Annotated in this window: 27 protein-coding genes; all 27 read right to left on the reverse strand. The window is 40.7% G+C overall.

Annotated features, from left to right (window positions below):
* Window positions 1-225, reverse strand: a 225-nt coding sequence (locus RV13_RS14345; RefSeq protein ID WP_282957007.1) for a peptidoglycan amidohydrolase family protein, incomplete at its 3' end; no start/stop codon positions are given.
* A 115-nt stretch (window positions 226-340) separates the two neighbouring features.
* Window positions 341-760 (reverse strand): phage holin family protein, encoded by a 420-nt coding sequence (locus RV13_RS14350; protein WP_060789128.1) that lies wholly within the window; start codon window positions 758-760, stop codon window positions 341-343.
* A 70-nt stretch (window positions 761-830) separates the two neighbouring features.
* Window positions 831-968 (reverse strand): CD1375 family protein, encoded by a 138-nt coding sequence (locus tag RV13_RS21050; protein ID WP_010745847.1) that lies wholly within the window; start codon window positions 966-968, stop codon window positions 831-833.
* A 1-nt stretch (window position 969) separates the two neighbouring features.
* Entirely contained in the window at window positions 970-1275 is a 306-nt protein-coding gene (locus RV13_RS21160; protein ID WP_060789129.1) for a hypothetical protein, read from the reverse strand.
* A gap of 13 nt (window positions 1276-1288) precedes the next feature.
* Window positions 1289-1699, reverse strand: a complete 411-nt coding sequence (locus RV13_RS14360; RefSeq protein WP_060789130.1) for a hypothetical protein — start codon at window positions 1697-1699, stop codon at window positions 1289-1291.
* A gap of 11 nt (window positions 1700-1710) precedes the next feature.
* Complete coding sequence (locus tag RV13_RS14365; protein WP_060789131.1) at window positions 1711-2151, reverse strand: fibronectin type III domain-containing protein; 441 nt, start codon at window positions 2149-2151, stop codon at window positions 1711-1713.
* A 4-nt stretch (window positions 2152-2155) separates the two neighbouring features.
* Window positions 2156-2659, reverse strand: a complete 504-nt coding sequence (locus tag RV13_RS14370; protein ID WP_060789132.1) for an Ig-like domain-containing protein — start codon at window positions 2657-2659, stop codon at window positions 2156-2158.
* On the reverse strand, window positions 2649-3788 hold the full coding sequence (locus RV13_RS21675; protein ID WP_060789133.1) for a BppU family phage baseplate upper protein: 1140 nt from the start codon (window positions 3786-3788) through the stop codon (window positions 2649-2651). The genes RV13_RS14370 and RV13_RS21675 overlap by 11 nt, the downstream gene beginning before the upstream one ends.
* Complete coding sequence (locus tag RV13_RS14380; RefSeq protein ID WP_060789134.1) at window positions 3764-4270, reverse strand: CHAP domain-containing protein; 507 nt, start codon at window positions 4268-4270, stop codon at window positions 3764-3766. Before RV13_RS14380 ends, RV13_RS21675 begins: the two co-directional genes overlap by 25 nt.
* Before the next feature lie 10 nt (window positions 4271-4280).
* Window positions 4281-7064: a phage tail spike protein gene (locus RV13_RS14385; RefSeq protein WP_060789135.1), complete on the reverse strand. Its 2784-nt coding sequence runs from the start codon at window positions 7062-7064 to the stop codon at window positions 4281-4283.
* On the reverse strand, window positions 7061-7795 hold the full coding sequence (locus RV13_RS14390) for a phage tail protein (RefSeq protein ID WP_060789136.1): 735 nt from the start codon (window positions 7793-7795) through the stop codon (window positions 7061-7063). Before RV13_RS14390 ends, RV13_RS14385 begins: the two co-directional genes overlap by 4 nt.
* A complete protein-coding gene (locus RV13_RS14395; protein ID WP_060789137.1) occupies window positions 7785-10196 on the reverse strand; it encodes a phage tail protein in 2412 nt (803 codons plus the stop codon). Before RV13_RS14395 ends, RV13_RS14390 begins: the two co-directional genes overlap by 11 nt.
* On the reverse strand, window positions 10186-10395 hold the full coding sequence (locus RV13_RS14400) for a hypothetical protein (RefSeq protein WP_010745837.1): 210 nt from the start codon (window positions 10393-10395) through the stop codon (window positions 10186-10188). The genes RV13_RS14395 and RV13_RS14400 overlap by 11 nt, the downstream gene beginning before the upstream one ends.
* 38 nt (window positions 10396-10433) lie before the next feature.
* Window positions 10434-10988: a hypothetical protein gene (locus RV13_RS14405; protein WP_010745836.1), complete on the reverse strand. Its 555-nt coding sequence runs from the start codon at window positions 10986-10988 to the stop codon at window positions 10434-10436.
* Entirely contained in the window at window positions 10988-11677 is a 690-nt protein-coding gene (locus tag RV13_RS14410) for a hypothetical protein (protein ID WP_010745835.1), read from the reverse strand. The genes RV13_RS14405 and RV13_RS14410 overlap by 1 nt, the downstream gene beginning before the upstream one ends.
* 1 nt (window position 11678) lies before the next feature.
* Complete coding sequence (locus RV13_RS14415; RefSeq protein ID WP_010745834.1) at window positions 11679-12065, reverse strand: hypothetical protein; 387 nt, start codon at window positions 12063-12065, stop codon at window positions 11679-11681.
* A complete protein-coding gene (locus tag RV13_RS14420) occupies window positions 12062-12463 on the reverse strand; it encodes an HK97 gp10 family phage protein (protein WP_010745833.1) in 402 nt (133 codons plus the stop codon). The genes RV13_RS14415 and RV13_RS14420 overlap by 4 nt, the downstream gene beginning before the upstream one ends.
* On the reverse strand, window positions 12463-12780 hold the full coding sequence (locus RV13_RS14425) for a head-tail adaptor protein (protein WP_010745832.1): 318 nt from the start codon (window positions 12778-12780) through the stop codon (window positions 12463-12465). The genes RV13_RS14420 and RV13_RS14425 overlap by 1 nt, the downstream gene beginning before the upstream one ends.
* A 2-nt stretch (window positions 12781-12782) precedes the next feature.
* Window positions 12783-13313 (reverse strand): hypothetical protein, encoded by a 531-nt coding sequence (locus tag RV13_RS14430; RefSeq protein WP_010745831.1) that lies wholly within the window; start codon window positions 13311-13313, stop codon window positions 12783-12785.
* A 35-nt stretch (window positions 13314-13348) separates the two neighbouring features.
* The gene (locus tag RV13_RS21165) at window positions 13349-13717 is read right to left on the reverse strand and encodes a hypothetical protein (RefSeq protein WP_060789138.1); all 369 of its coding nucleotides are present in this window, start codon (window positions 13715-13717) and stop codon (window positions 13349-13351) included.
* 15 nt (window positions 13718-13732) lie between these two features.
* Complete coding sequence (locus tag RV13_RS14440) at window positions 13733-14638, reverse strand: hypothetical protein (RefSeq protein WP_010745829.1); 906 nt, start codon at window positions 14636-14638, stop codon at window positions 13733-13735.
* An 18-nt stretch (window positions 14639-14656) separates the two neighbouring features.
* Window positions 14657-15244, reverse strand: a complete 588-nt coding sequence (locus RV13_RS14445) for a phage scaffolding protein (protein WP_060789139.1) — start codon at window positions 15242-15244, stop codon at window positions 14657-14659.
* A gap of 148 nt (window positions 15245-15392) precedes the next feature.
* On the reverse strand, window positions 15393-15698 hold the full coding sequence (locus tag RV13_RS14450; protein WP_060789140.1) for a hypothetical protein: 306 nt from the start codon (window positions 15696-15698) through the stop codon (window positions 15393-15395).
* A gap of 59 nt (window positions 15699-15757) precedes the next feature.
* Window positions 15758-16108, reverse strand: a complete 351-nt coding sequence (locus tag RV13_RS14455; RefSeq protein ID WP_060789141.1) for a hypothetical protein — start codon at window positions 16106-16108, stop codon at window positions 15758-15760.
* Entirely contained in the window at window positions 16109-17827 is a 1719-nt protein-coding gene (locus RV13_RS14460; protein ID WP_143142296.1) for a phage minor head protein, read from the reverse strand.
* Window positions 17775-18011, reverse strand: coding sequence for a hypothetical protein (locus tag RV13_RS14465; RefSeq protein ID WP_060789143.1), 237 nt, complete (start codon window positions 18009-18011; stop codon window positions 17775-17777). Before RV13_RS14465 ends, RV13_RS14460 begins: the two co-directional genes overlap by 53 nt.
* The gene (locus RV13_RS14470; RefSeq protein WP_060789144.1) at window positions 18001-19482 is read right to left on the reverse strand and encodes a phage portal protein; all 1482 of its coding nucleotides are present in this window, start codon (window positions 19480-19482) and stop codon (window positions 18001-18003) included. Before RV13_RS14470 ends, RV13_RS14465 begins: the two co-directional genes overlap by 11 nt.
* Between the last annotated feature and the right edge of the window lie 53 nt (window positions 19483-19535).

The raw sequence follows: 19535 nt of genomic DNA on the forward strand, positions 1-19535 counted from the left end.
TTCTGCGATCTTTTCATACCCTAGCTTTAGAAGATAGTCATGTAGCGTTTCAGTGCTAGGAATATATCCATAATTAAAACCACCAGATTCACGCAAAATACGATAAACAGAGCCTGAACAGTCGCATGTACCATCTGTGTAATAACGAGAACCATACATGCTGTAGTAGCAATTATTTACAAATTTTTGAACTACAGCTAACCCTTTTTCGATATTAATAGCCATTATTTTTTCTCCTCTTTTTCTTCTTTGACGTTTTCGATTTCTTTTGGTTGAGGTTGCAACCCAACGTTTTTGTCATCTGATTTTCCGTAAAGCTCCTTTGCTTTTTTCATATCCATTATTCTTTACCTCCATCATTATCTTTCGAGTTCCCGCTTCTGATTTGTAAAAAGGCATCTTTGATTTGATCCGGAAAGTTGATGAACACTGAAATGTTCTCCAAAAAACTAATACCTTCATTCGCCAAATAGAACATGATCACAATCTCTCGTAAGGGCATTGAGTCTCCAATAACCTTTTCAACCTCGACGGCTACAGCAATGACAACAAAAATAAGAACTTTCTTAATCAAACCCACAAAACCAATACGACTGCTGATCTCTTTTAAATTCCATGCTTTTAGCAATCCGGTAAGATAATCAACAATCACTAAAGCGACTAACGCGTGCAAAATAGCATCCATCCCTCCAAGCCAGCTAACAACCAATCCTCCTAACACCCCTGTAAAAACGGATGCTACATTCAAATATTTATCCAATATGATTTCCCCTCTCAAAATAGAAAGCGACCGACTAAAAAGCCGATCGCCCCAAATACTAAATATTTAACTATTCGCTTTCTTCTTGCTTTTTTGCATCGTTCACAATTTCTGTTACTTGATCGCGAATTGAAGCAGGTACGTTTTCGATTGTTCGTTTTCCGTCAATCACATGTGTTGCATAAAGCATTGCTAATGCTGAGTACATATTAGTCCCCTCCTTTCATTGCTGCTGTAGCAGACAAAACCATATCCGCTAACTCTAAAAGAGCTTCATCAGACATATCTACACGCTGACGAAGCTCTTCATTCTCTTTTTTTAGTTGTTCGGTTTCAGTCAAACTTTCCTCAACGGCTGGCGCATTTTCTGGATCATGAATCAATTTCTTTCCATCATATCGCCAATTGGTAAAATCAGTTGGTTCTCTGTCCGCTTCTACCTCTATCATTGTTTCCTGTGGAATAATCGAATATCCTTTTAAATATCCTAATTCATCTTGAATCCATACTTTCATAGGGTTCACCTCTCTATAATAGGGTAATATCAGTTAGCACAAAATCCCGTCTTTTCACTGTGCTATAATTTTCCAAGATACCCGAAATCTGATTCTTTTGTAAGATAAATGATTTGATGGTATCACTTAGTGGAATTCTATTTTCTTTTCCGTAATTTTGTTCCATGGAAGGTTTTGGAACAAAAGTGGTGTGAACGCCGTAACCAAGTGTTTTACCAGTTGAAGCATCATATCTTTCACAAGTGATTAAAATTCCTTTGTGAACATCTGCTTCATTAAATTTGAATACATTCGCATCTGAGAAGTAAATTGCACCTCTAAAAATATTCTTTTTATATACGTCTTCTTGTTGAATTGCTGCGAAGTTTTCCTGAATGGTTTCCGCACCGTTTTGCATCCCACGATAAATTTGCTTTAATTCCATTTAATCTTCCCTCACTTTACTTCGATTTCCATTGATCGATTATTATCAATGATTAGGTATTTATTTGTTTCAATCAAGGCTGCAGTCTTATCACTCATATGATAAGCCGTTGCAACTTCCAATATTCTATTTGATCCGCTAATTGTATTTTTTAAAATCGTTACGTTTGTTGGTACAGTTCCACCAAAACTTGAACCAGTGTCAAGCCCGCCATTTTCAATCCCGATAGGATCAATTGAATACTTTAAACTCACAACCTCTTTTGTAGTTGGAATTGTAATACGGCCATTCGTAGTCACAGAAACATTGCTAGATTTTGATGATTCATCTTCTCCATCAGTTTCTGTCACTGAAAATACATAGCTTGTTCCTGGTGATAAATTAGTCAAATCAGTATATAGTGTTGAAACATTTTCCTTTTTCACATTGTCCTGGTATACGTTGAAACTCATGGGGCTACACCCCTTTCACCCACGTTAACTTAGCGCTCGTTGCTGTCACATCACTAGCAACCAAATTAGTTGGCGTTTTGACGATTGGTGTTACTGTAACCGCACAAGTTGCGGTTTTACCATTTGTAGTTTTGGCAGTGATTGTTGCAGATCCAGATTTCAAACCAGTAATTAGACCACCACTTGAAACACTCGCAATAGTAGCTGCGCTTGAAGTCCAAGTAATTGTTTTATCTGTTGCATTCGTAGGATCGAACGTTACTGACAATTGGAAAGTAGAGCCTTTCGTGATTGATTTAGTAGAAGCATTGAGCGTAATAGAACTAACAGCAATTGATCCAGTAGTGAATTCGACAGCCGAACATTTTGCTGACTCGTCTTCACCGTCGGTTTCGCTGACCTCAAATGTGTATTTTGTGTTTGGAGTCAAACCTGTAATTGTTGCCGTAAGCTCTGATACTTCTTTTAGAAACGTTCCGTTTCGATAGATTTTGTAACTAATTGCCATTTAACATCCCTCTTTTCCATTTTAGTTCTACAGTTGAATCATCTTTAATAAATAGTTCCAAATTCTCAGGTATTCTAACAACTTCGGTTTGACCATCATTAATATAAGCTTTTGTGATATTCGCACTGCCCATTGTGAAGCATAAAGTTTTATTGCCTTCTATAATTAATAACGTATGTTTATCATGAACGATATAGTCGCCTGCATTCAGCGCATAATAAAGCGGCATTTCAACATGTGTTTTCTTTCGATCAAAACTAAGTTGCGTCGGAACATTGTAGATTGTTCCCCCACCAAAGTAACCATTTGTATCGAGTCCATCTGTTTCAGTGCTAAGTGCATCTTGATAATAAGTAACTTTCACTTCCGGTTGATACTCGGAATCATGTTCTATAGTAATTTTATTGCCTACCGCAATATGCTTGTACACTATAAGATCGAGTTGGTACTTAACCTTTTTGTAGATGTATTCTAAATCAGCAAGCAATCTTTCTTTAATTGAGTCATGTCGAACTCCTTGTAAATCCACTCGCGCATCCATCAATTCAGAAAGCAATACTCCTCCTGGATCGATTGATTTGAGAATATCCTTAATCGATTCAAACCAATTCAAGTAATCCCCTTGTTGTGCATCACGCCAAGCTTCAAACTCTTCTTTTCGGTCCTTCATCCATTGATCGAAGTCGCCCTTGCCTTTATTGATGTAATCGGTCATGTCTGCAATCAAATCTTCGACTGTTTGCCAATAAGATCCCATCTCTCCTTCTGTTTTTGAAACAGCACGAACAACAAAATAAGTGAAGTCTTGAGTTGTAGCAATCAAATCATCGCCTTTGTAAAAGACTAAATTCGCGGTTTGCTTATGAATGGCCTGCATAGAATATTCATCAAATGTGTACTGTACTTTACCGTTTTTGGCATCGATAATCTTTGCAGATCTTTGAATAGCGGAACCGTTGCTGAGCATTGATTCTAAATATGCCTTACATAGTGACAAATCAATAGGTATTCCATTTTGAGTCACAGTGGCTTCCATCGTTTCCGAATTCCTGTTACCTTGCCGGACTTGAATTATGCCAACGTAATTATATGGTTCTGTTGTGCTCAGTGTGATGTTCCATTTCTCCATAAGCCCATCACTCCTTTCTCAAAATCAGGCGGGATACAAATAGATGCGATTTGATCAGAATCGAAAAACTCTCGGTCATACTCAGCAACAATTTCACCCGACTCAGCATTTTGCTCATAGGTTTGAATGCGACCATTTTCAAGCCCTCTGATCACACCGGTATGACCATAATTTTGTGACGCGCACCAATTTGCTACCTTTGCTCCGCGCTTCCAGTTGATAATCGCTCCGACTACTAGTTGACCATAGCGAGGCTCCTCGATTACTGACCAAAGATAGAGTGTCCATTGATACGCCGAACCGATATCAGCTGCCGAAAAAACATTTCCATTTCTAACTTTGATTTCGTACCTCGTGCCGGCCCCCATGTCCGGTCCAATCATTACACCCGCATACTCTGCAGATAGCGCATAACATTGATGATTGCCGACTGGCTGATTCATCAAGCTTTTTAAATGATTCAATCCTTTTTTATCTATCATGTAATCACCTCTATTTCTTCGCTCTGGCAAGACAAACATCGCCTCCGTTTAGTAGCCAACCGAACGACATATCTACACGACCTACTCCGACACCGCCAGATTGCATTCCGCCCATCTCAATGATGGCGGTAGTATAGCCGTGCCAAGCTTCAGCTAAAACCGCAGTATGTCCATTTGCTCCAGCTCCGCCACCCTGATTGACGATAAGCACATCACCAGCTTTAGCTTCGTTTGCTGATATTTCCGTCAGCCAAGTTCTTGCACCCCTTGCATCAGCAGTCATGCTGCCTGTATACCAGCCAACACCAGCTGGTGTCCTGTAACCAGCTTTTGTCAATACTAGCCATACAAAAGAAGAACAATCGGCATAGCCATTCCGGTCAGGATTAGCAACCGAACCAAATTGTGTTCTTAATGGCATTGAGTAATGAAAGTATCCTAGTAAACTCTTGGCTGTATCTAAAATATCTCCTCCACTAGTTGAGGGAATCTTTAAATCTTTAAATTTGTTGTACCAATATTTAGCAAAATCAATCCGTTCAGGATGTGAGTTGAGTGGACGTTCAAAGTTTTTCTCAAAGGCAGTTGTTGCTATAGCTATATCTGTCATTTTTAAAAATTGCTGCCAAGAGTAGGGATACCCTGAAGATGCAATCCATTGTCCATTTGGTCCATGCCAGAAAAGCAACTTCATTTGAGCTTCGCTTGTGTCGGGATTTAAGGTTATTCCAGCTTTCTCCATTAAAGAAATCATATAAACACGGCCTGGAACTCCTTTTAGTGTCCATTGGAATATGCCGTAGCCTCGACCAGCTGCTCCGCCGCCTTCATCTGCAGTTGGACGTCCGTCTGATTCGCCTTGAGCGTTTCCGCATAATGCAGCAGCAACTTCTGGTGTACATCCAGCAGCAATTGCACTCGCCCAGATAATCCAGTATCTCTTATCACGTTCGTCTGTGACCTCTGGCGGGTATTGTCCATTCCAATCACCACCACCAGAAGAACCGCCTTGCCCTGGAAAAACTTCCTGCCCCTTGATGGTTAGTTTGCCTTGAACATCGAGATCACCAAATACTTGCAGTTTGCCTTGAATATTCATATTTCCGTAATGGATTGATAATCCGTTTCCCAACATCACAAGGCCCTTACTCTCAGCTGGTGAAATTAGGATATACTTTCCAGATCCATTTGATCGAATTACTAATGCGTTATCAGGTATCGGAGTGGGAGTAGTAGCATTTGGGAAAGGATTCCCAGCTGAATCGGTAGTACCTATTGTTCCAATTGCGCCTTTATCACTCCAAAATTCCATGCCCTTTTTGGATAGTTCCATTATTCTTTTTTCTTTGTTGAAAATTTGTAGGAGCCCTCCGACTAATTTGAGCGTATCCCCTACACCGTTAAACGATGTCTCCATCATTTTCGCTCGGATTCTTCCTACTCGAATAAAATCTGCATTCAAATCACCATTAATCCCCCATGCATTCACAAAGGGACCTAACCACCCGGTACGAGAAAAACCGATACCTTGGTTGTTTAATACAACCACATCTTTTGCTGTCTCCCTAGAATCCGTATCTAGATAATAGGTAGAATGAGGTTTATTTTTGGGATACTGCAGGACACTTCCACCTTCGACCCCATTGATCAAGTTCGTCACATAGTCGAGGAAATCACTCATGTAACCTTTTTTGGTTAAAGTTTTTATGGTTTCCTGTAGCTCATAATTTTGCTGTGTGTAAAACGCCACTTGAGCATCACCAGCAGAAATCTTTTTCACTTTTTCAGTCAAGCTATCATATAAAACTTCTGTGATCTTTGTTTCAATGTGGATATCGTATAACTTGTGATAAACATAAAAGGTATCGAATAACCCATAATTTCGCAGCTTGGCAAATTCTCTCGCTTCTTCCGAATCTGTCAATTTTTCAAATTCTAGTTCAATGGACACTTTTGGCTTATCACAACCGGGATTAACGGAAACAAAATACTTAGCGGCTGCTTTATCCAAGCTCGCCTGATCCTTGACACCTTGCTCCTCAGTAAATTGAACATGCTTGGCGTAAACGTCCGGATAGTTTTTTATTAGGTCGCTATCAACCTTTTTCCCATAGATGCGTTTTGTTTGACCATCTTCGCTGTCTTGTATATCTGCATATGGCAAACAACGAGTAATGATTGACTGCCAATCAAAGGTGATTTTCAGTCCTTGAAGGTCTTTCCCATACCTGATAGTCCCTACAATATCTCGACCTCTACGCCGTAACAATGACAACCGGAATGGTTCCCGTTTTATTTCTCCGCCCCAATATTGAAGCAGGGATCCTTGCTCGCCAGCAATGCAATTTAGTACATTACGTGCTTCAAACACTGTGCTCGAAACAGTTTGGATATCTGAAAATAATTCAATATCGCTTGGTTGATCCATGCCAGCGGTGATCTGTTTCATAGCACCAGAACCATTTTGCGAATTAATTTCTACGTGCTGCACTTCGCGATTCCCTAACTTATACGTTCGAGATTGCGCATAAATGAGAATATTGTTGCCATTCGCATCCTCATACGTTCGCTTAATCTCGAAGATATGATACTCTTCTTGGTCATTCGGCTTTGCTTTGATCTGGTAGCCATTCTCGAAATACTCCTTAAAACGAGATTTCAAGGGATGTTCGACTTCCAACTCGTAAATGCCATTTGCAGCTTCGCGAACATCTACACGAGTTGCATCGCTTAATATTCCTAACCCATTGTGGCTAAAGTCTTTTTCAGTTGGTAAATAAATTCTTGGTTTCAAACTTTTGTACACCACCTTGGTAGTATTTCAAAACTCGTTACTTTTCCGGACCATTGAAAATTATTCTCGCCCGGTAGTATCTCCGGAAAGTCTAAAAATTTAGTTTTATGATCTTGAACTTCTAAAACTCCATCGACAATTCGATAGGACTCTTCAATTTGAGAATCAATAACTATTTCATTTCCCACATTTACGAGATCATATTTTTGATCGTTGATCCAAAAAGAAATATCCCCCGAACCAACGATGCGAATCTTTGGTTTCGAAGGATATTTCTCCATGTTAAATATTTTTTTTTCGTTTTTTATCCAAATCAGTCCGACACGATTTGCTTTGAATGGTCGAATACTGATTTTAAAGTCAAAGTGAGTCCATAGACCATCTTTGTGTGTACTGGTAAATCTAGGTGGTTCAACGACCACTGCTTGATAAACGTACTGCTCATCAAACTGAAAGATGAAATCCGAATAGTCTTTCATATCTAACCAATGTTTGATCTGGTCTTCCAGAAAGACTAACTCTTCAAACGAATCGGCTTTGGCACCGCACTTAATAGGCCACTCAACATTTTTATAATAGTCATAGTCAACAACCACTGAATCATTTGCAGCTCGTTCACGCAACTCTATTACCCGACTTGATGAAATACGTTCAGGTCTTGCTCGCATATACGCATTGAACTCTTGACTATGTTTACCATTAATCTTGAATTGTCCCGCCTTAAATTCCATTAAACACACCGCCTTTCGGACTATCTTCTCTATCCTTCAGCTCCTTAATGAACCTGACTAACTTTCTAGCCATGTCCATCAGTTGGATGTCTGAAAGCTCCCCTAAAGCTTGAAGATTGATGTTATATGTATCTCCTTGAGTCTTAACAGGATTTCTTTCGCTTACCCCGCGATCAGTATATGGAGTTTCTCGACTTGCAGGAGATAAGGATAGATAATCCAACATTTTTGGAATATCTGCCATAGAAAGATCGTTTGTAGACATTTCAGACGCAAGCAAATCTGCCATAGAAGATACATTTGATTGAACTTTTTTGAACTCATCCATCAAGCTTTGATTCAATCCACCCATGATCGCTTTACCGTGAGGAATCAACAGTTTCCTGTCGTATTCGATAGGACCTTTATGATCTTTGATCCAACTAGCAATACCACTGACAAATTTCTTACCGTTTTCCCAGCTCGATCTTAGACCTCTTACAAAACCATCAATTATCGCTCGGCCAGCATCCATCAAATTAATGTTTGCAAGACCGTGAAAGATATTTTTAATAGTATTGATGCCATTAAATACTAAAGTTTTAGCCGTTCCCATGATGTTCTCAAAGGTTTTGGATACGTAAGACCTAAAACCATTGATGATTCCCATAATCCCATCAAGGACGCCTTTCCAATCGCCTTTAATTGCAGACAGTACAATTTTGATAATCGATTTTATCGTGTTCATGACAAAGTCAAATGAATTTTTTATCTGATCCAGCACCATTGATACAATGGCTAAGATACTTGAAAGTCCTCCTTTAAAGAGGTTTGAAACAACAGTCCAAAGAATTTGTACGATTGACCGAATGGCATTTCCGAATACTGTCCAAAGAAATTCAAGTGTGGTCAATGTCTGCTTTACAACGAATGTGATAGCAATCATTGCTAGTTCAAACACTGATTTGATTACACCCCATACCATTTGAGTGATGGCTAAAATGGTTTGCTGGTTTGTATTCCACCAACTCATTAGTTGACCCCAAACAGATCTAATGAAATCTGAAATGACTTGAACTAAAGGCTGAATGAAATCTGAGAATGCCTTCCAAGCGTTTTGCAAAGCATTTCTTACATTCTCATTCGTGTTGTACAAATAAAATAGAACACTTGCTAGTGCAGCAATAGAAAGAATAACTAATCCTATCGGGCTAGACAACGCTGAAAAAACTGTGCCCAAAATGGTCGTTGAGTCTGAAGCTGCTTTTATTCCTTTCGCTGCCAGACCTCCCACTTTTGAGACAAAATCCATTGTATGGCCTAATCCTTTAAGAAAATTCCCTACTCCGCTAGTAAGGCTCCCGATTACTTTTAAAATCGGACCCAACGTGACTAGTAATAAGGTGAATTTTCCAACAATAGCCAGTATATGCCCTTGCATAGAAGGAGATAACTTGTCCCATCTGTCCATCAGTTTATTTACAAAGGCTATTACACCCTGGAATGATTCACCAAACTTCACCCCGAGATCCGCAGCCGTATCTTCTAGTGTTCCCATTCGTTCATTAAAATCTGCAAGCATTGGTTTTAGCGTTGAAAAGAAGCCTCCACCTTTACCTCCTGCATCTAAAAAGTTTGCTCCGATACGACCAACTGAAGCCCAGATATTCGCGATTGATGCCTTGAATGAGTTCTCACCCATAATTGCAGCCGCACCACCAATATTCTTCTCAATAGCAGATAGGAACATCTCAGACGAAACTTTTCCTTCGGAAGCAAATTTCTTCACTTCACCAGCTGATATGTTAGCCTCCTTTGCGATCCATTGATAAATTGGCAACCCACGATCTGCAAGCTGATTCAGATCGTCCGTATAAGCTTGCTGTCCTGTCTGAACTTTATTAATGATCGATCCCATCTCACTCATAGACGTGCCCGCAATTGCCGCAGCATCCGCTGTTAGAGAAAGATACTTCGTCAGCTCTTGACCAGACTTAACCCCTGCAGCTACCGCACCAGCGGCGGTTGTCGCGGCTTCGTCCATCCCAAAGGACGTGCCTTTTACGGATTCTAGAGCTGATTTCATGATTTTATCGACAGACTGACCGTCATGCCCGAGTCCAAGCAGCTTAGCACGAGCATCATCAATCCCCGTTAATCGATTGAATCCTTTCACTAAAGTGATTCCTACAAGAGCAGACGTAGCCGCAAATGCAGGCTTGGTAATCTTTCTTGTTAGTTGATCACCAGCTGAAGAAATCTTTTGGCCAGCATTCGTAAGATGACCACCCACTTTTCCAAGGGTCTGAGAAAGAGAGCTATCTGCTTTTTTCGCATACCCTACGACATTATCGATCGCCGACTTCGCTGGCTTGTCATCTGCTTTAATGGTTCCAAACATTTCAAAGATGTTAATTGCCAACAAAATCACCTCCCAATAATGCTAATGCTTCCGTCATTCCTTTCACTGCAGTTGCTTCTTTTTGTGCCTTCGATTGTGAGTTTTCAGCAATTTCAGCTAAAGCTCTAGACTTAAAGTCTTCGAAGCTTTCTTCTCTAAATGGATTGGAAATCCACATTTCCCACAAAACGTCATGTCTTTCTGATTCAAACATCACCATTAAAAAATCAGGGAACTCCTCATAAGGAATATCCCTGATTAAGCTTCCTGCATCGGAGTATCGTTTGTAGAATCGATCTCGGAATTTATTTTCTCCTCCAACGAGGTCGATGGCGTAAATAATTTGGCAACTTCGCGCAACTCCGGCTTTGCGAAAAAATCTTTTAGCACCCCTACAAAATCAACAAACGGGATATCGGAAAAATCTTTCTCGGTCATACTACATAAATCGCCTAAGAATTTATAAACTTCGTCCTCAACTCCGTCAATATTTTCTAGCACGATTTCTACTAGGGAAGTAATGGCCTCAAAGCTCTCATCGTTCAGGATCCCAGCCAATTCCTTTAATCGTTTCTCGGCTTTTTCGATCTGAGTTTGTGCTTTTTTGCCTTCTTTCGATCCGGGATTTTTTTCAACAATCAACTGCCACGCCACTTTTTGAGCTAGTAATGCTTTTTGTTCATCCATCAAGTCTCGCGCTTTTTCTTGTTGTTTCAGTAAAGAAACGATCGAGTTTGTAATTCCCAACTTTTTAGCTAAGCGAATCACTTTAAACGTGTCTTTCGCTCTTAACTCACGCATGATAACACTCACTATTCTTCACCTCCTGATTCTTTCTCTTCTGTTGGTGCGCCATCAGGAGTAAATTTAAGCGATTGACCTTCAATCTCGCCTGATGTACCCTCTTTCGGAAAAAGAATCGTGACAGGGATGGATGTATTGTTTACATCCTCAGCGGCCGCTCGTGCCTCAAAAGTCAATTTATAAATGCCTTCTTGTTTGTCCTGAGGTTCAAACTCTAGTCCACCAGTGGGAAAAGCATGATGCATGATAATAATGATCGGTTTTTCTGATCCTGTAATTGTCCCAACATAAGCTAAGTTTTTGAGATAATCTGTTTCCTTTACCTCTCGTCGAGTAGTAATCACTTCATAGCCAGCAGGATAAGTTTTCCCATCCGAGTCCACCTTATCAGCTAGTAAAGCCATTCTAAGGTTATCAGCAGTCCACTCAATCATGTTAACTTCAAACTTGCCCTCAGATGACTCGATGCTATCTGACCCTACTGTTGCCGTAAATACTCCGTCGATCTCTGCTTGCCGATACGTATTTACTAAACTGATATTAGATCCTCCCGAAGTAGCACCTAAAAGATTACCTACCCACTTCTCTTCTTTATATTCTAAATTGGTGAGCAAAGCCCCGGCATTTAACTGAAATCGTTTAGGCGTATCTTTCGTATAACCTGTTTTTGGCAAATCCGTGCCGTTAATAGTAGCCATTTTATTTCCTCCAATCGATCTTAATGTAAAGCTGCAGTGTGTGTCTCTGTAAGGTATCTGATCCTGTTGGTATTCCAGTATCACTTCGGTATTCAATCTGAGCGAGAAAATCATCCGTTAGCTGATTGAATGGTCGACGATCTGGGAATTTTTCGGTTATTGCAGACACCGCATTCAGTAGATCCACATCACTGCTCTTGTTGTTGTCAAAAATATCCATGTCAATATAAAATCCTTGACCCTGAAACCGAATAGGCTCCCCAGACAAAGTAAATGTCATGTATGGATATTTGACCTCTTTCTTTCTATTTCTCATGTAATAACTTTCGGGGATTAATTCTCGAAAAAGAGATTCCAAGTAATTAATTACTTTGATCCGTTCACTCATCCAATCCCTCCAAATATCTGTTTTGCTAAAGCTTCAATCTGATTCCTTTTCTGGCGAAAAGCTGGTCTGAGATAGGGTTGTGGCGGTTGCCCATATGTAAAGAACCACTCGCCTGATGGATCTTGATAGACCCATCCGCCTTTTCTTCCTCGGCCATTTTCCGCAAACTCACCGGTCCCGAATTCAACATAGACTGCATATTCCACATTGGTACCCACATACCCAACCAATTCATTTTCATCAACGAGATAATCAATGGACCCTTTCAGTCGAGCTGTCTGAACCGCGGCCAACAATACCGCTTGACCTTGAACTAAAATACATGCTGAAAGTAACCAGCGGATCGTCGCTTGATTGATCGCTTGTTTCGCTTGGCTAGAATTATCTTTGAATACCATCAAGTCCACCTCTTACAATAAATTTCGATATGATGCTTCAGCTCCATAACGTCATCGACATAGGTGATTTCAAACTCGATCCCCGTTCGCGGGTTCTTGATTCGGTCGGTGGTCAGCACTTCAAAAGAAGTGTCCTCCGAGATTAGAACCTGCTGAGAGGTTGCAATGAGACTATTCTGATATGTCTGTTCATCCGATCCAGTGATCATGTCCATCAGGCCTTCCAGAGTGTGAATTACAGTCCATTCCATAATTGGATTGTTCCGTTCATCAACTTCACCGGTATCTTCTTCTCGCAAGATTTCAAATGGTAGCATGTTTACCACCTCAACAATCGATACTTGTTAACAAAGGACATCATTGCCGCCGGATAACCGCTGATGGTCTCTGTGCTATTCTGGTCATAGTAGGTCTTGGACATTCTAGATACAGTCTCGGATTTCAACCCGATCTTGTCTGACATTTTGAAATCATATTTCAAGAGCTTTTTCACTCCAGCAATAATATCCGTAGGATACTCGATTTTCGTGATAAAAGCTTGATGATCACAGCTGGTGAAAAAACGAGCTTCAGCAAAAGTTAAAGTATTGCCTTCTATTTCAGAAACAACGTATAAGCCATCATTCCACCTACTCCCTGAGATTTGAATTGTATCTCCTTTTCCGATTCCTTCAACATTCTGATTAACGGTCAATGATTTATCCGTTTCGAATCGGAGCTCATGAAATCGTGCCTTACGATTTTGAAAGGGATTATTTGTGATTTGTCTTATAGCCGTTTCAATCCCGTCAAGATCTTCTTGCGCAACATCAGGATAGATTTTCTGCGCCTCTTCTAAAGAAATGATCATCTGCTGCACTCCTTCCGTAAGAAAAAGGAGACAGCTTACTCGCCGTCTCCCTCAAAGTGTTTAGCATATAATGTATTCAATTTTTCATTGCTAATGTTACCCGGAAACTCAATTTCGGCTTTCTTCAGTGCCGCCATTTTCTCGTCACGAGACAGTTCTGTTGGCGGCTCATTCCAGTCAGTATCTTTTTCCAACTCAGCGATTTTCGCTTTGAGCTCATCGTTTTCAGCTTTCAAAGCATTGTATTCCGCTACCGAGTAAGTTTTGCCGCCAGTTGCTTCCTCAACAATGTCGTACTGGTTTGATTCAGAATTTAGCTCAACAACATCGTAACCTTCAGATAAATAAAAGGCCTTGTCCGCTTCATCCACGGTCAAGACCCGATTTTCTTTTCTTACCTTCATTTCGATTTCCTCCTCTTAGGCATCAATGACAAAAGCCAAGCCTTCGTGTTTTGTTTCGAACAACAATACATCGTCATAAGATTGTTCGTAATACAAATAGTTTCCTGAACTAGCCGCAGAGGGCGCATCTAGTCCAACAAAACTGTATTTTTGCGGAGCCGCCATACAAGGAATATAGATCAGGAAGAAATGAATTTGTTTCGCAGTTGGATCAGCCACCGCACCAGTCGTGAAATCGTATAAAGTTTTCATACGATCAGATGGAATTGGTGGTTCGATCGTCACGTCATCAATTCGATTGATGATTCGATTGATTGACCCGTCTGATCTCTGAACTGGCACTGTACGAGCAAAGTCCTTCAAACCTTTGATAATCTTGTTCACGGTTGGTGTACAAAAAATCGTACGTCCCGCTGACGGTACGCCCTTCTCGTCCATTTCTGTCATCAATTTATCGAAAGTAGCTAAGAAATTGGTTTCATCTAAAGTCATCTGTTCGATACCTTGACCCGTGGCGATGGTATTTTTGCGAGTGAATAAGGTTGAAGTCATCTGCTTATCCATTTCGGGGATCTTTTCCTCGTCGTTATAGACTTTTGTAATGTTTGCAATAGAAGTTGCATAGTTAGTTTCATCAATATCTGAGGGATCCACTAGCGTATCCCAATAGCGCTCATTTTTCAATGTGTACTCTTCCCATTGATTTTCGTAGTTCGCACTTGGTGTGGTAATGGTTCGTCGTGTACGATCCTTACGACCATTTTTGATCAATAATTTAGGCAGCTTGATTGTTCTGGCTCCCGTAAATTTTAACTTCCCATTTGATGGTGAATTCCATAATTTTTGTGTATACAACAATCCATTTGCTGCATAACGTTGTTCTAAGCCTTGTTGGTAGGCTTCTGCATAATTAAGTGGCATTGTTATTCCTTCTTTCTATTATTTGTTTGTTGGTTGCGGGATATCTGACATAAAAGCATCGATCATTTGTTGAGTTGGATCTGGATCTGATTGCTGTCCGCTGCCAGGCTTAGGATTAATCCGTTGAAAGTTATTCATCGGATCCGGATCTTGTTGATTGCTTCCTGCAGGCGGTTCCTGATTTGGATCAGACACTTGAAAATAGTCGGGAATCTGAGTTTGTAAGTCTTTGATTCGATTATCCAAATCTGTGATAGACTTTCCATCCTCTGATAATTCCACATCCCCAAGTTTGAAACGCGCATACTCAATATCGGTTGCTCCGGCTTCACTTAATGCAGTGTTCACCAAATCATCAATAGTTCGCTGTGTCGCTTGTCCTTCTAGCTCTGAGACACGGCTCTCTGCTTGTTCTGCACGTTGGGTTAATTGTTGAATCTCTTCGCTATTAGTAGCTTGGTCGAGCTGCCCTTCTAATTCGGTCGCTCGATTCTCAGCAGTCGTCAATCGTGTTTGCATGCCCTGCACGACCCTACCATGATCAGCCATTACCGCGTCAATCTGTTCTTCGCTTAATCCAAGTGCTCTCAATTGTTCTCTATTCATTTTTCTTTCTCCCTTACGTTTTTTAACGGTGCAACGACACCGTGGGGTGGCCGATTTTACGGCAGACCTGCCGAATTAATTAGTTTACCGTCATAATTAGGACAAAATAAAAAGCCTCGGTTTTTACTGGCTTTATTTCTGTTGATTTTTAAATTACCGATTTATAAACAACTGTCGCCCCCATGCGCTCATACCAGCTCGTTGTCTCTAAAAGATTTGGCAGTGTGTGAGATATGATTGAAATCGTCAAATTATCATCTGGTCCAACAACGACATGTGCATGATTGCCATTCCAATAAGGTTTCAGTTCATTACTGATTATTTCTCCGTCCTTATTTCTAATCGGGTTCTGTTTCCATTGAGGACTATTTTCAGCTTCTATCGCTTTTTTGTAAGCAAAGCCTAATCCCTTATGGACTTGCAACGTTAGAATTACTTCGTTGAAATCTTTCACTTTGTTCACCTCCAATTTTGGGCACAAAAATAGCACCCAATCATTTTCATGACTAAGTGCTATTGTTTAATTGATTCAACTTTATTAAGAATTTCGCTAGGCATTACTCTTTTTGCAGGTTTTTGAAGGGTGATTGAAAGCCCACTTGAAGTTTTGACCCTGCCTTCGTCATTTCTATCAAAAGCCTCGACATAATTCACGATATATTTATAAATTTGACGATCAACTTCTGCATTTTCAGCAGTATCCGTCCACAGTAGAAAGTCCTCAATAATCTCAGGTTTCTCCTGCTGTAAATAAGGTAATAATGAGCCAAATGAGGCCACACCAATTTTTCCAAGCGTCTTTTTATCCGCCTCTCTTAAAGACGGCGTGATATATGATCTCATTGTTTTGCTGCTATTTTTCATTTATACCGTCTCCATTTCTATGATTTGAATGATTCCGTCAGACATTTTTTTTGACTCCGTTTTAAGGACTCTGAATTTAGTACCGGGCTTAATCAAAAATTCTTGCTCATTTTCAAATCGACTAAGTTCGCTAATGTAGCCGCCAATGTTTGAGCCTTTTCGGACGTATATCTTATAAAAGACTTCTGAATAGGTCCCCCCGAACTGCTTCGTTTGAGATTCTAATAAACTGGTACTCATGAATCCATCATCGAATACCTCAACATCACTGATTTTGGGAAGTTCATCAAACGAGCCCGCAATCCTTCGATACGTTACAAAATCTCTTTCAGGGATATATCCATTGAGAATATCAGGCAACCTTTTTGCATTTTCAATTTGTTGTCTCCGATAGGCCTCAGGCGTACCTCTATAAAGGGGATTATTAAAATAATCTTCTGAACTAGTACGTAATATCTCATTAAACTCTTTATAGGCCGTACGGGTGTAGTCCCTAATTAATGTTTTATCATCATCAGATAAAGACTTCAGCCACTGATTATGGGATTCTTGCAAACTGAAGAATTTTCTGACTTCTGTGGATTTATCAGTGGTAAATGCCTCACCATTATTATACAACATTTGACGCTCAAGTAGTTGAGATAATTCTTTCTCATACTTGTGATATAACAATTCTATTTCATCCTCTGAAAGACTTCCCCAATCCTCATTTTCAAATTTCTCCAACTCTTTTTCGAGAAATGAAATCCGATGGCCGATTCTTTCTGGAATCATATCATTGAGAGACATTGCTTTCGAACCTAGCCAGTCATTGTAATTCTTGTAGTCGATGACTTCGTGAGACTCATTATCGCGCCGCAATGACGGTTCATACCCTTCTATAACAGAGATAGAAACGCAACGGCAATTGACATCTTCCGAAGCGACTCCAAACATGTGCGGCTGCAAAGCTCGTCGGCCGTTAACCTCGAAATACTCGTCAATTTCTCGGACCTGTCCATCAAGTTCACGGTGATTATGGCGCGTCTTTCCGTCTAAGGTAGAAATCCATTCCTTTTTGACATACACACCTAGCTCTTTTGCATGATTCTGCGACTTCTGCCGGGCAACACCAGTCACGCGGCCTGCTTCTGTTCTAGCAATGTTCATCGCTCGTCGGTATTCAGCGCCACCGATATCAGAGATCTGTCGTGCCATTTTCTGAGTTGATAATCCCTTCCCAAAGCCCTGTATAAGCACCCTGTTAAGGTTTTTCTTCATCTTCCTCGCGTTACCCTTCAAACGGGTTGAGAGCTTACGAGAAGCGACTGGCGTATTGATAATGACACTTAACTGTTTGTCTGTCAGCATACCAAAGGCAAGCGGGATCTTTTCTGACATCTCGAACTCATAGAATAGTGAGTTATATGCCGTGTCACCGTTATAACGTAAAAAAGACCAGATAGAAGACTTCTGATCCTGTTCGACTATTCTGATTTTACGATCCATCTGATCCCGGATTGCTTCGAGACGTTCCTTCTGTAGCTTCTTTGGAAACTTATCGTTTTCGTCAATCTCTTTCTGCAGAGCAACGATTTCTTTTGAAATATCATCAGCCAAGCTCTTGTACATCTGATAAAGCTCTTTGCTGACATTTCGTTCAGAGGCTTGGAGAAGTTTCTCAATCTCACGTTGATAATTGTTCAAGGCTCTCACCTCTAAAAGGTTGCGATTTTCCAAGGATCAACACTTCGATCGGTACACCCTCATCAAAATATTTCAAAGCTTTTTCAAAGGTGTATCCCAAGCACATTGCTTGATGTGCATATCTCGTTACGTATTCTAGCGCATCAATGAAACTATTGGGGGAATGCGTAGCAAGTTCGACAGCAACTGCTTCGATTTTCGCTTCATTACTCGTCATTATCCTCGCCCTCTTTCGTCACGGGTTCCTTGTAGTCCTGCTCCTCTACTCGTTGCTTGATCTCATCATAATCGATTTCTAACAAGTCGCAGATGGCCTTCAACACGGTCTCATCATCAAGACGAGCTGCTGCATCCAGAAGCGTATCAAGTTCAATCTGTTTACGTTCTGCTTTGGTCTTCTCGCGTTCTTCGACTTCGGTTTCGTCGATCATCGTGTCCCGGGTAATCGTGATCTCGATATCAGATGTATCAAAAGATTTCCCATGACGCTCATTGATGTCTGCAACGATCAGCTCCAGCATCTGCTTGACCAACTTACGCAGCCTTACTTCCATTTTGTTGCATTTTAGATCTAGTAACGTATACCGCGACTGAATTACCACATTGGTCACATTGCCATCCCCGACCTGCGACGAATCAAAGCCCATTCCAAATTTATAGATACCCTCTTTGTCGACCTTCAGTTTTTCCTTACGAGCTTCAACAGGGATATTGACGGTGTGAACATCTAACCCGCCATTCTCACCTGTTCCAACAGCGCCTCGGCTCCGAAGATTATTAATCAGTGTTTCATAACTATCCCCGGAGAAGTTTTTGACAGCAAAAAATGGCTGATCAAAGTCCTGTAAGTTATTGGACAATGCACAGGCCATTAAATCGTAGTCATCTATTAACGGTTTGATTGGTTCAAGGTCCGTTGTTTTATATTTGTTGTTGTCAAGCCGCAGGAACGGAATAAAATCCGATTTACCTAAGGCTGCACCGATCGAACGACCAAAGGCTTCGCTGGTTTTGGGATCAATTCGGGTGTCGTGGTACAACGGATTGACTTGCACATTCGGATCCAGTTTGAAGGTCTTCATATAGTCGCCTTCACTGACGAAATACCAAACTTTCTCTTTGTCCCATAGCTCCGATCGTGTCACTCGAACAGTTTTGCCGTCTTTGTAGACATCCGTGTCATAATATCGGATGATCGCAATCAGCTTGTTGTCTGCATCGTAGATCTCGATCACTTTCAAGCTGTCAGCAACAGAAAAACTCAAGCGATCCTCGCCAAGTTTCGTATAAACGAACTCATAACCTTTCTGTGAAGCTCCTTCAACGGCTTCCTGAAGCATTAGCTGGAAGTCTTCATCGATATACTGATCAAGATAATCCTGCAATCCTTGCTGTTCTGTCGTGATCTCGATCGGATTGGATAGCAGATATTGCGCTTTCTGATCAATCAACTCCGTCAAATAAGGATGTGGGATTTTTATGTTGCTCCGACTGGTCTCCTCATGCATCTTGCCCTCATTGTCAACGTAGAACAGTCGAAACTTCAAAATATCGTGTTTGTACTTGTAGTAGCGGACACCCTGCCGCATTTTATCCTTATACGATGCTACTCGATCCGAGTTAACCGCCTGCTTGATTGCAGTTGCTAATGTTTTCGGATTATCTGATAGAAAATATTTTGGATCCAAGGCATTCACTCCTTTCAGTTTGGTATAATTTGCTTATAGAAAGCGAGGTGAGC

The sequence above is a fragment of the Enterococcus raffinosus genome (assembly GCF_001886185.1).
GTDB lineage: Bacteria > Bacillota > Bacilli > Lactobacillales > Enterococcaceae > Enterococcus_A > Enterococcus_A raffinosus.

What these genes read in the sequence shown, in the direction of transcription:
- RV13_RS21050 (WP_010745847.1), bottom strand. Translation starts at nt 968, where the DNA reads ATGTACTCAGCATTAGCAATGCTTTATGCAACACATGTGATTGACGGA.
- RV13_RS21160 (WP_060789129.1), bottom strand. Translation starts at nt 1,275, where the DNA reads ATGAAAGTATGGATTCAAGATGAATTAGGATATTTAAAAGGATATTCG.
- RV13_RS14360 (WP_060789130.1), bottom strand. Translation starts at nt 1,699, where the DNA reads ATGGAATTAAAGCAAATTTATCGTGGGATGCAAAACGGTGCGGAAACC.
- RV13_RS14365 (WP_060789131.1), bottom strand. Translation starts at nt 2,151, where the DNA reads ATGAGTTTCAACGTATACCAGGACAATGTGAAAAAGGAAAATGTTTCA.
- RV13_RS14370 (WP_060789132.1), bottom strand. Translation starts at nt 2,659, where the DNA reads ATGGCAATTAGTTACAAAATCTATCGAAACGGAACGTTTCTAAAAGAA.
- RV13_RS21675 (WP_060789133.1), bottom strand. Translation starts at nt 3,788, where the DNA reads ATGGAGAAATGGAACATCACACTGAGCACAACAGAACCATATAATTAC.
- RV13_RS14380 (WP_060789134.1), bottom strand. Translation starts at nt 4,270, where the DNA reads ATGATAGATAAAAAAGGATTGAATCATTTAAAAAGCTTGATGAATCAG.
- RV13_RS14390 (WP_060789136.1), bottom strand. Translation starts at nt 7,795, where the DNA reads ATGGAATTTAAGGCGGGACAATTCAAGATTAATGGTAAACATAGTCAA.
- RV13_RS14400 (WP_010745837.1), bottom strand. Translation starts at nt 10,395, where the DNA reads ATGGTGATGTTTGAATCAGAAAGACATGACGTTTTGTGGGAAATGTGG.
- RV13_RS14410 (WP_010745835.1), bottom strand. Translation starts at nt 11,677, where the DNA reads ATGGCTACTATTAACGGCACGGATTTGCCAAAAACAGGTTATACGAAA.
- RV13_RS14415 (WP_010745834.1), bottom strand. Translation starts at nt 12,065, where the DNA reads ATGAGTGAACGGATCAAAGTAATTAATTACTTGGAATCTCTTTTTCGA.
- RV13_RS14420 (WP_010745833.1), bottom strand. Translation starts at nt 12,463, where the DNA reads ATGGTATTCAAAGATAATTCTAGCCAAGCGAAACAAGCGATCAATCAA.
- RV13_RS14425 (WP_010745832.1), bottom strand. Translation starts at nt 12,780, where the DNA reads ATGCTACCATTTGAAATCTTGCGAGAAGAAGATACCGGTGAAGTTGAT.
- RV13_RS14430 (WP_010745831.1), bottom strand. Translation starts at nt 13,313, where the DNA reads ATGATCATTTCTTTAGAAGAGGCGCAGAAAATCTATCCTGATGTTGCG.
- RV13_RS21165 (WP_060789138.1), bottom strand. Translation starts at nt 13,717, where the DNA reads ATGAAGGTAAGAAAAGAAAATCGGGTCTTGACCGTGGATGAAGCGGAC.
- RV13_RS14440 (WP_010745829.1), bottom strand. Translation starts at nt 14,638, where the DNA reads ATGCCACTTAATTATGCAGAAGCCTACCAACAAGGCTTAGAACAACGT.
- RV13_RS14445 (WP_060789139.1), bottom strand. Translation starts at nt 15,244, where the DNA reads ATGAATAGAGAACAATTGAGAGCACTTGGATTAAGCGAAGAACAGATT.
- RV13_RS14455 (WP_060789141.1), bottom strand. Translation starts at nt 16,108, where the DNA reads ATGAAAAATAGCAGCAAAACAATGAGATCATATATCACGCCGTCTTTA.
- RV13_RS14465 (WP_060789143.1), bottom strand. Translation starts at nt 18,011, where the DNA reads ATGACGAGTAATGAAGCGAAAATCGAAGCAGTTGCTGTCGAACTTGCT.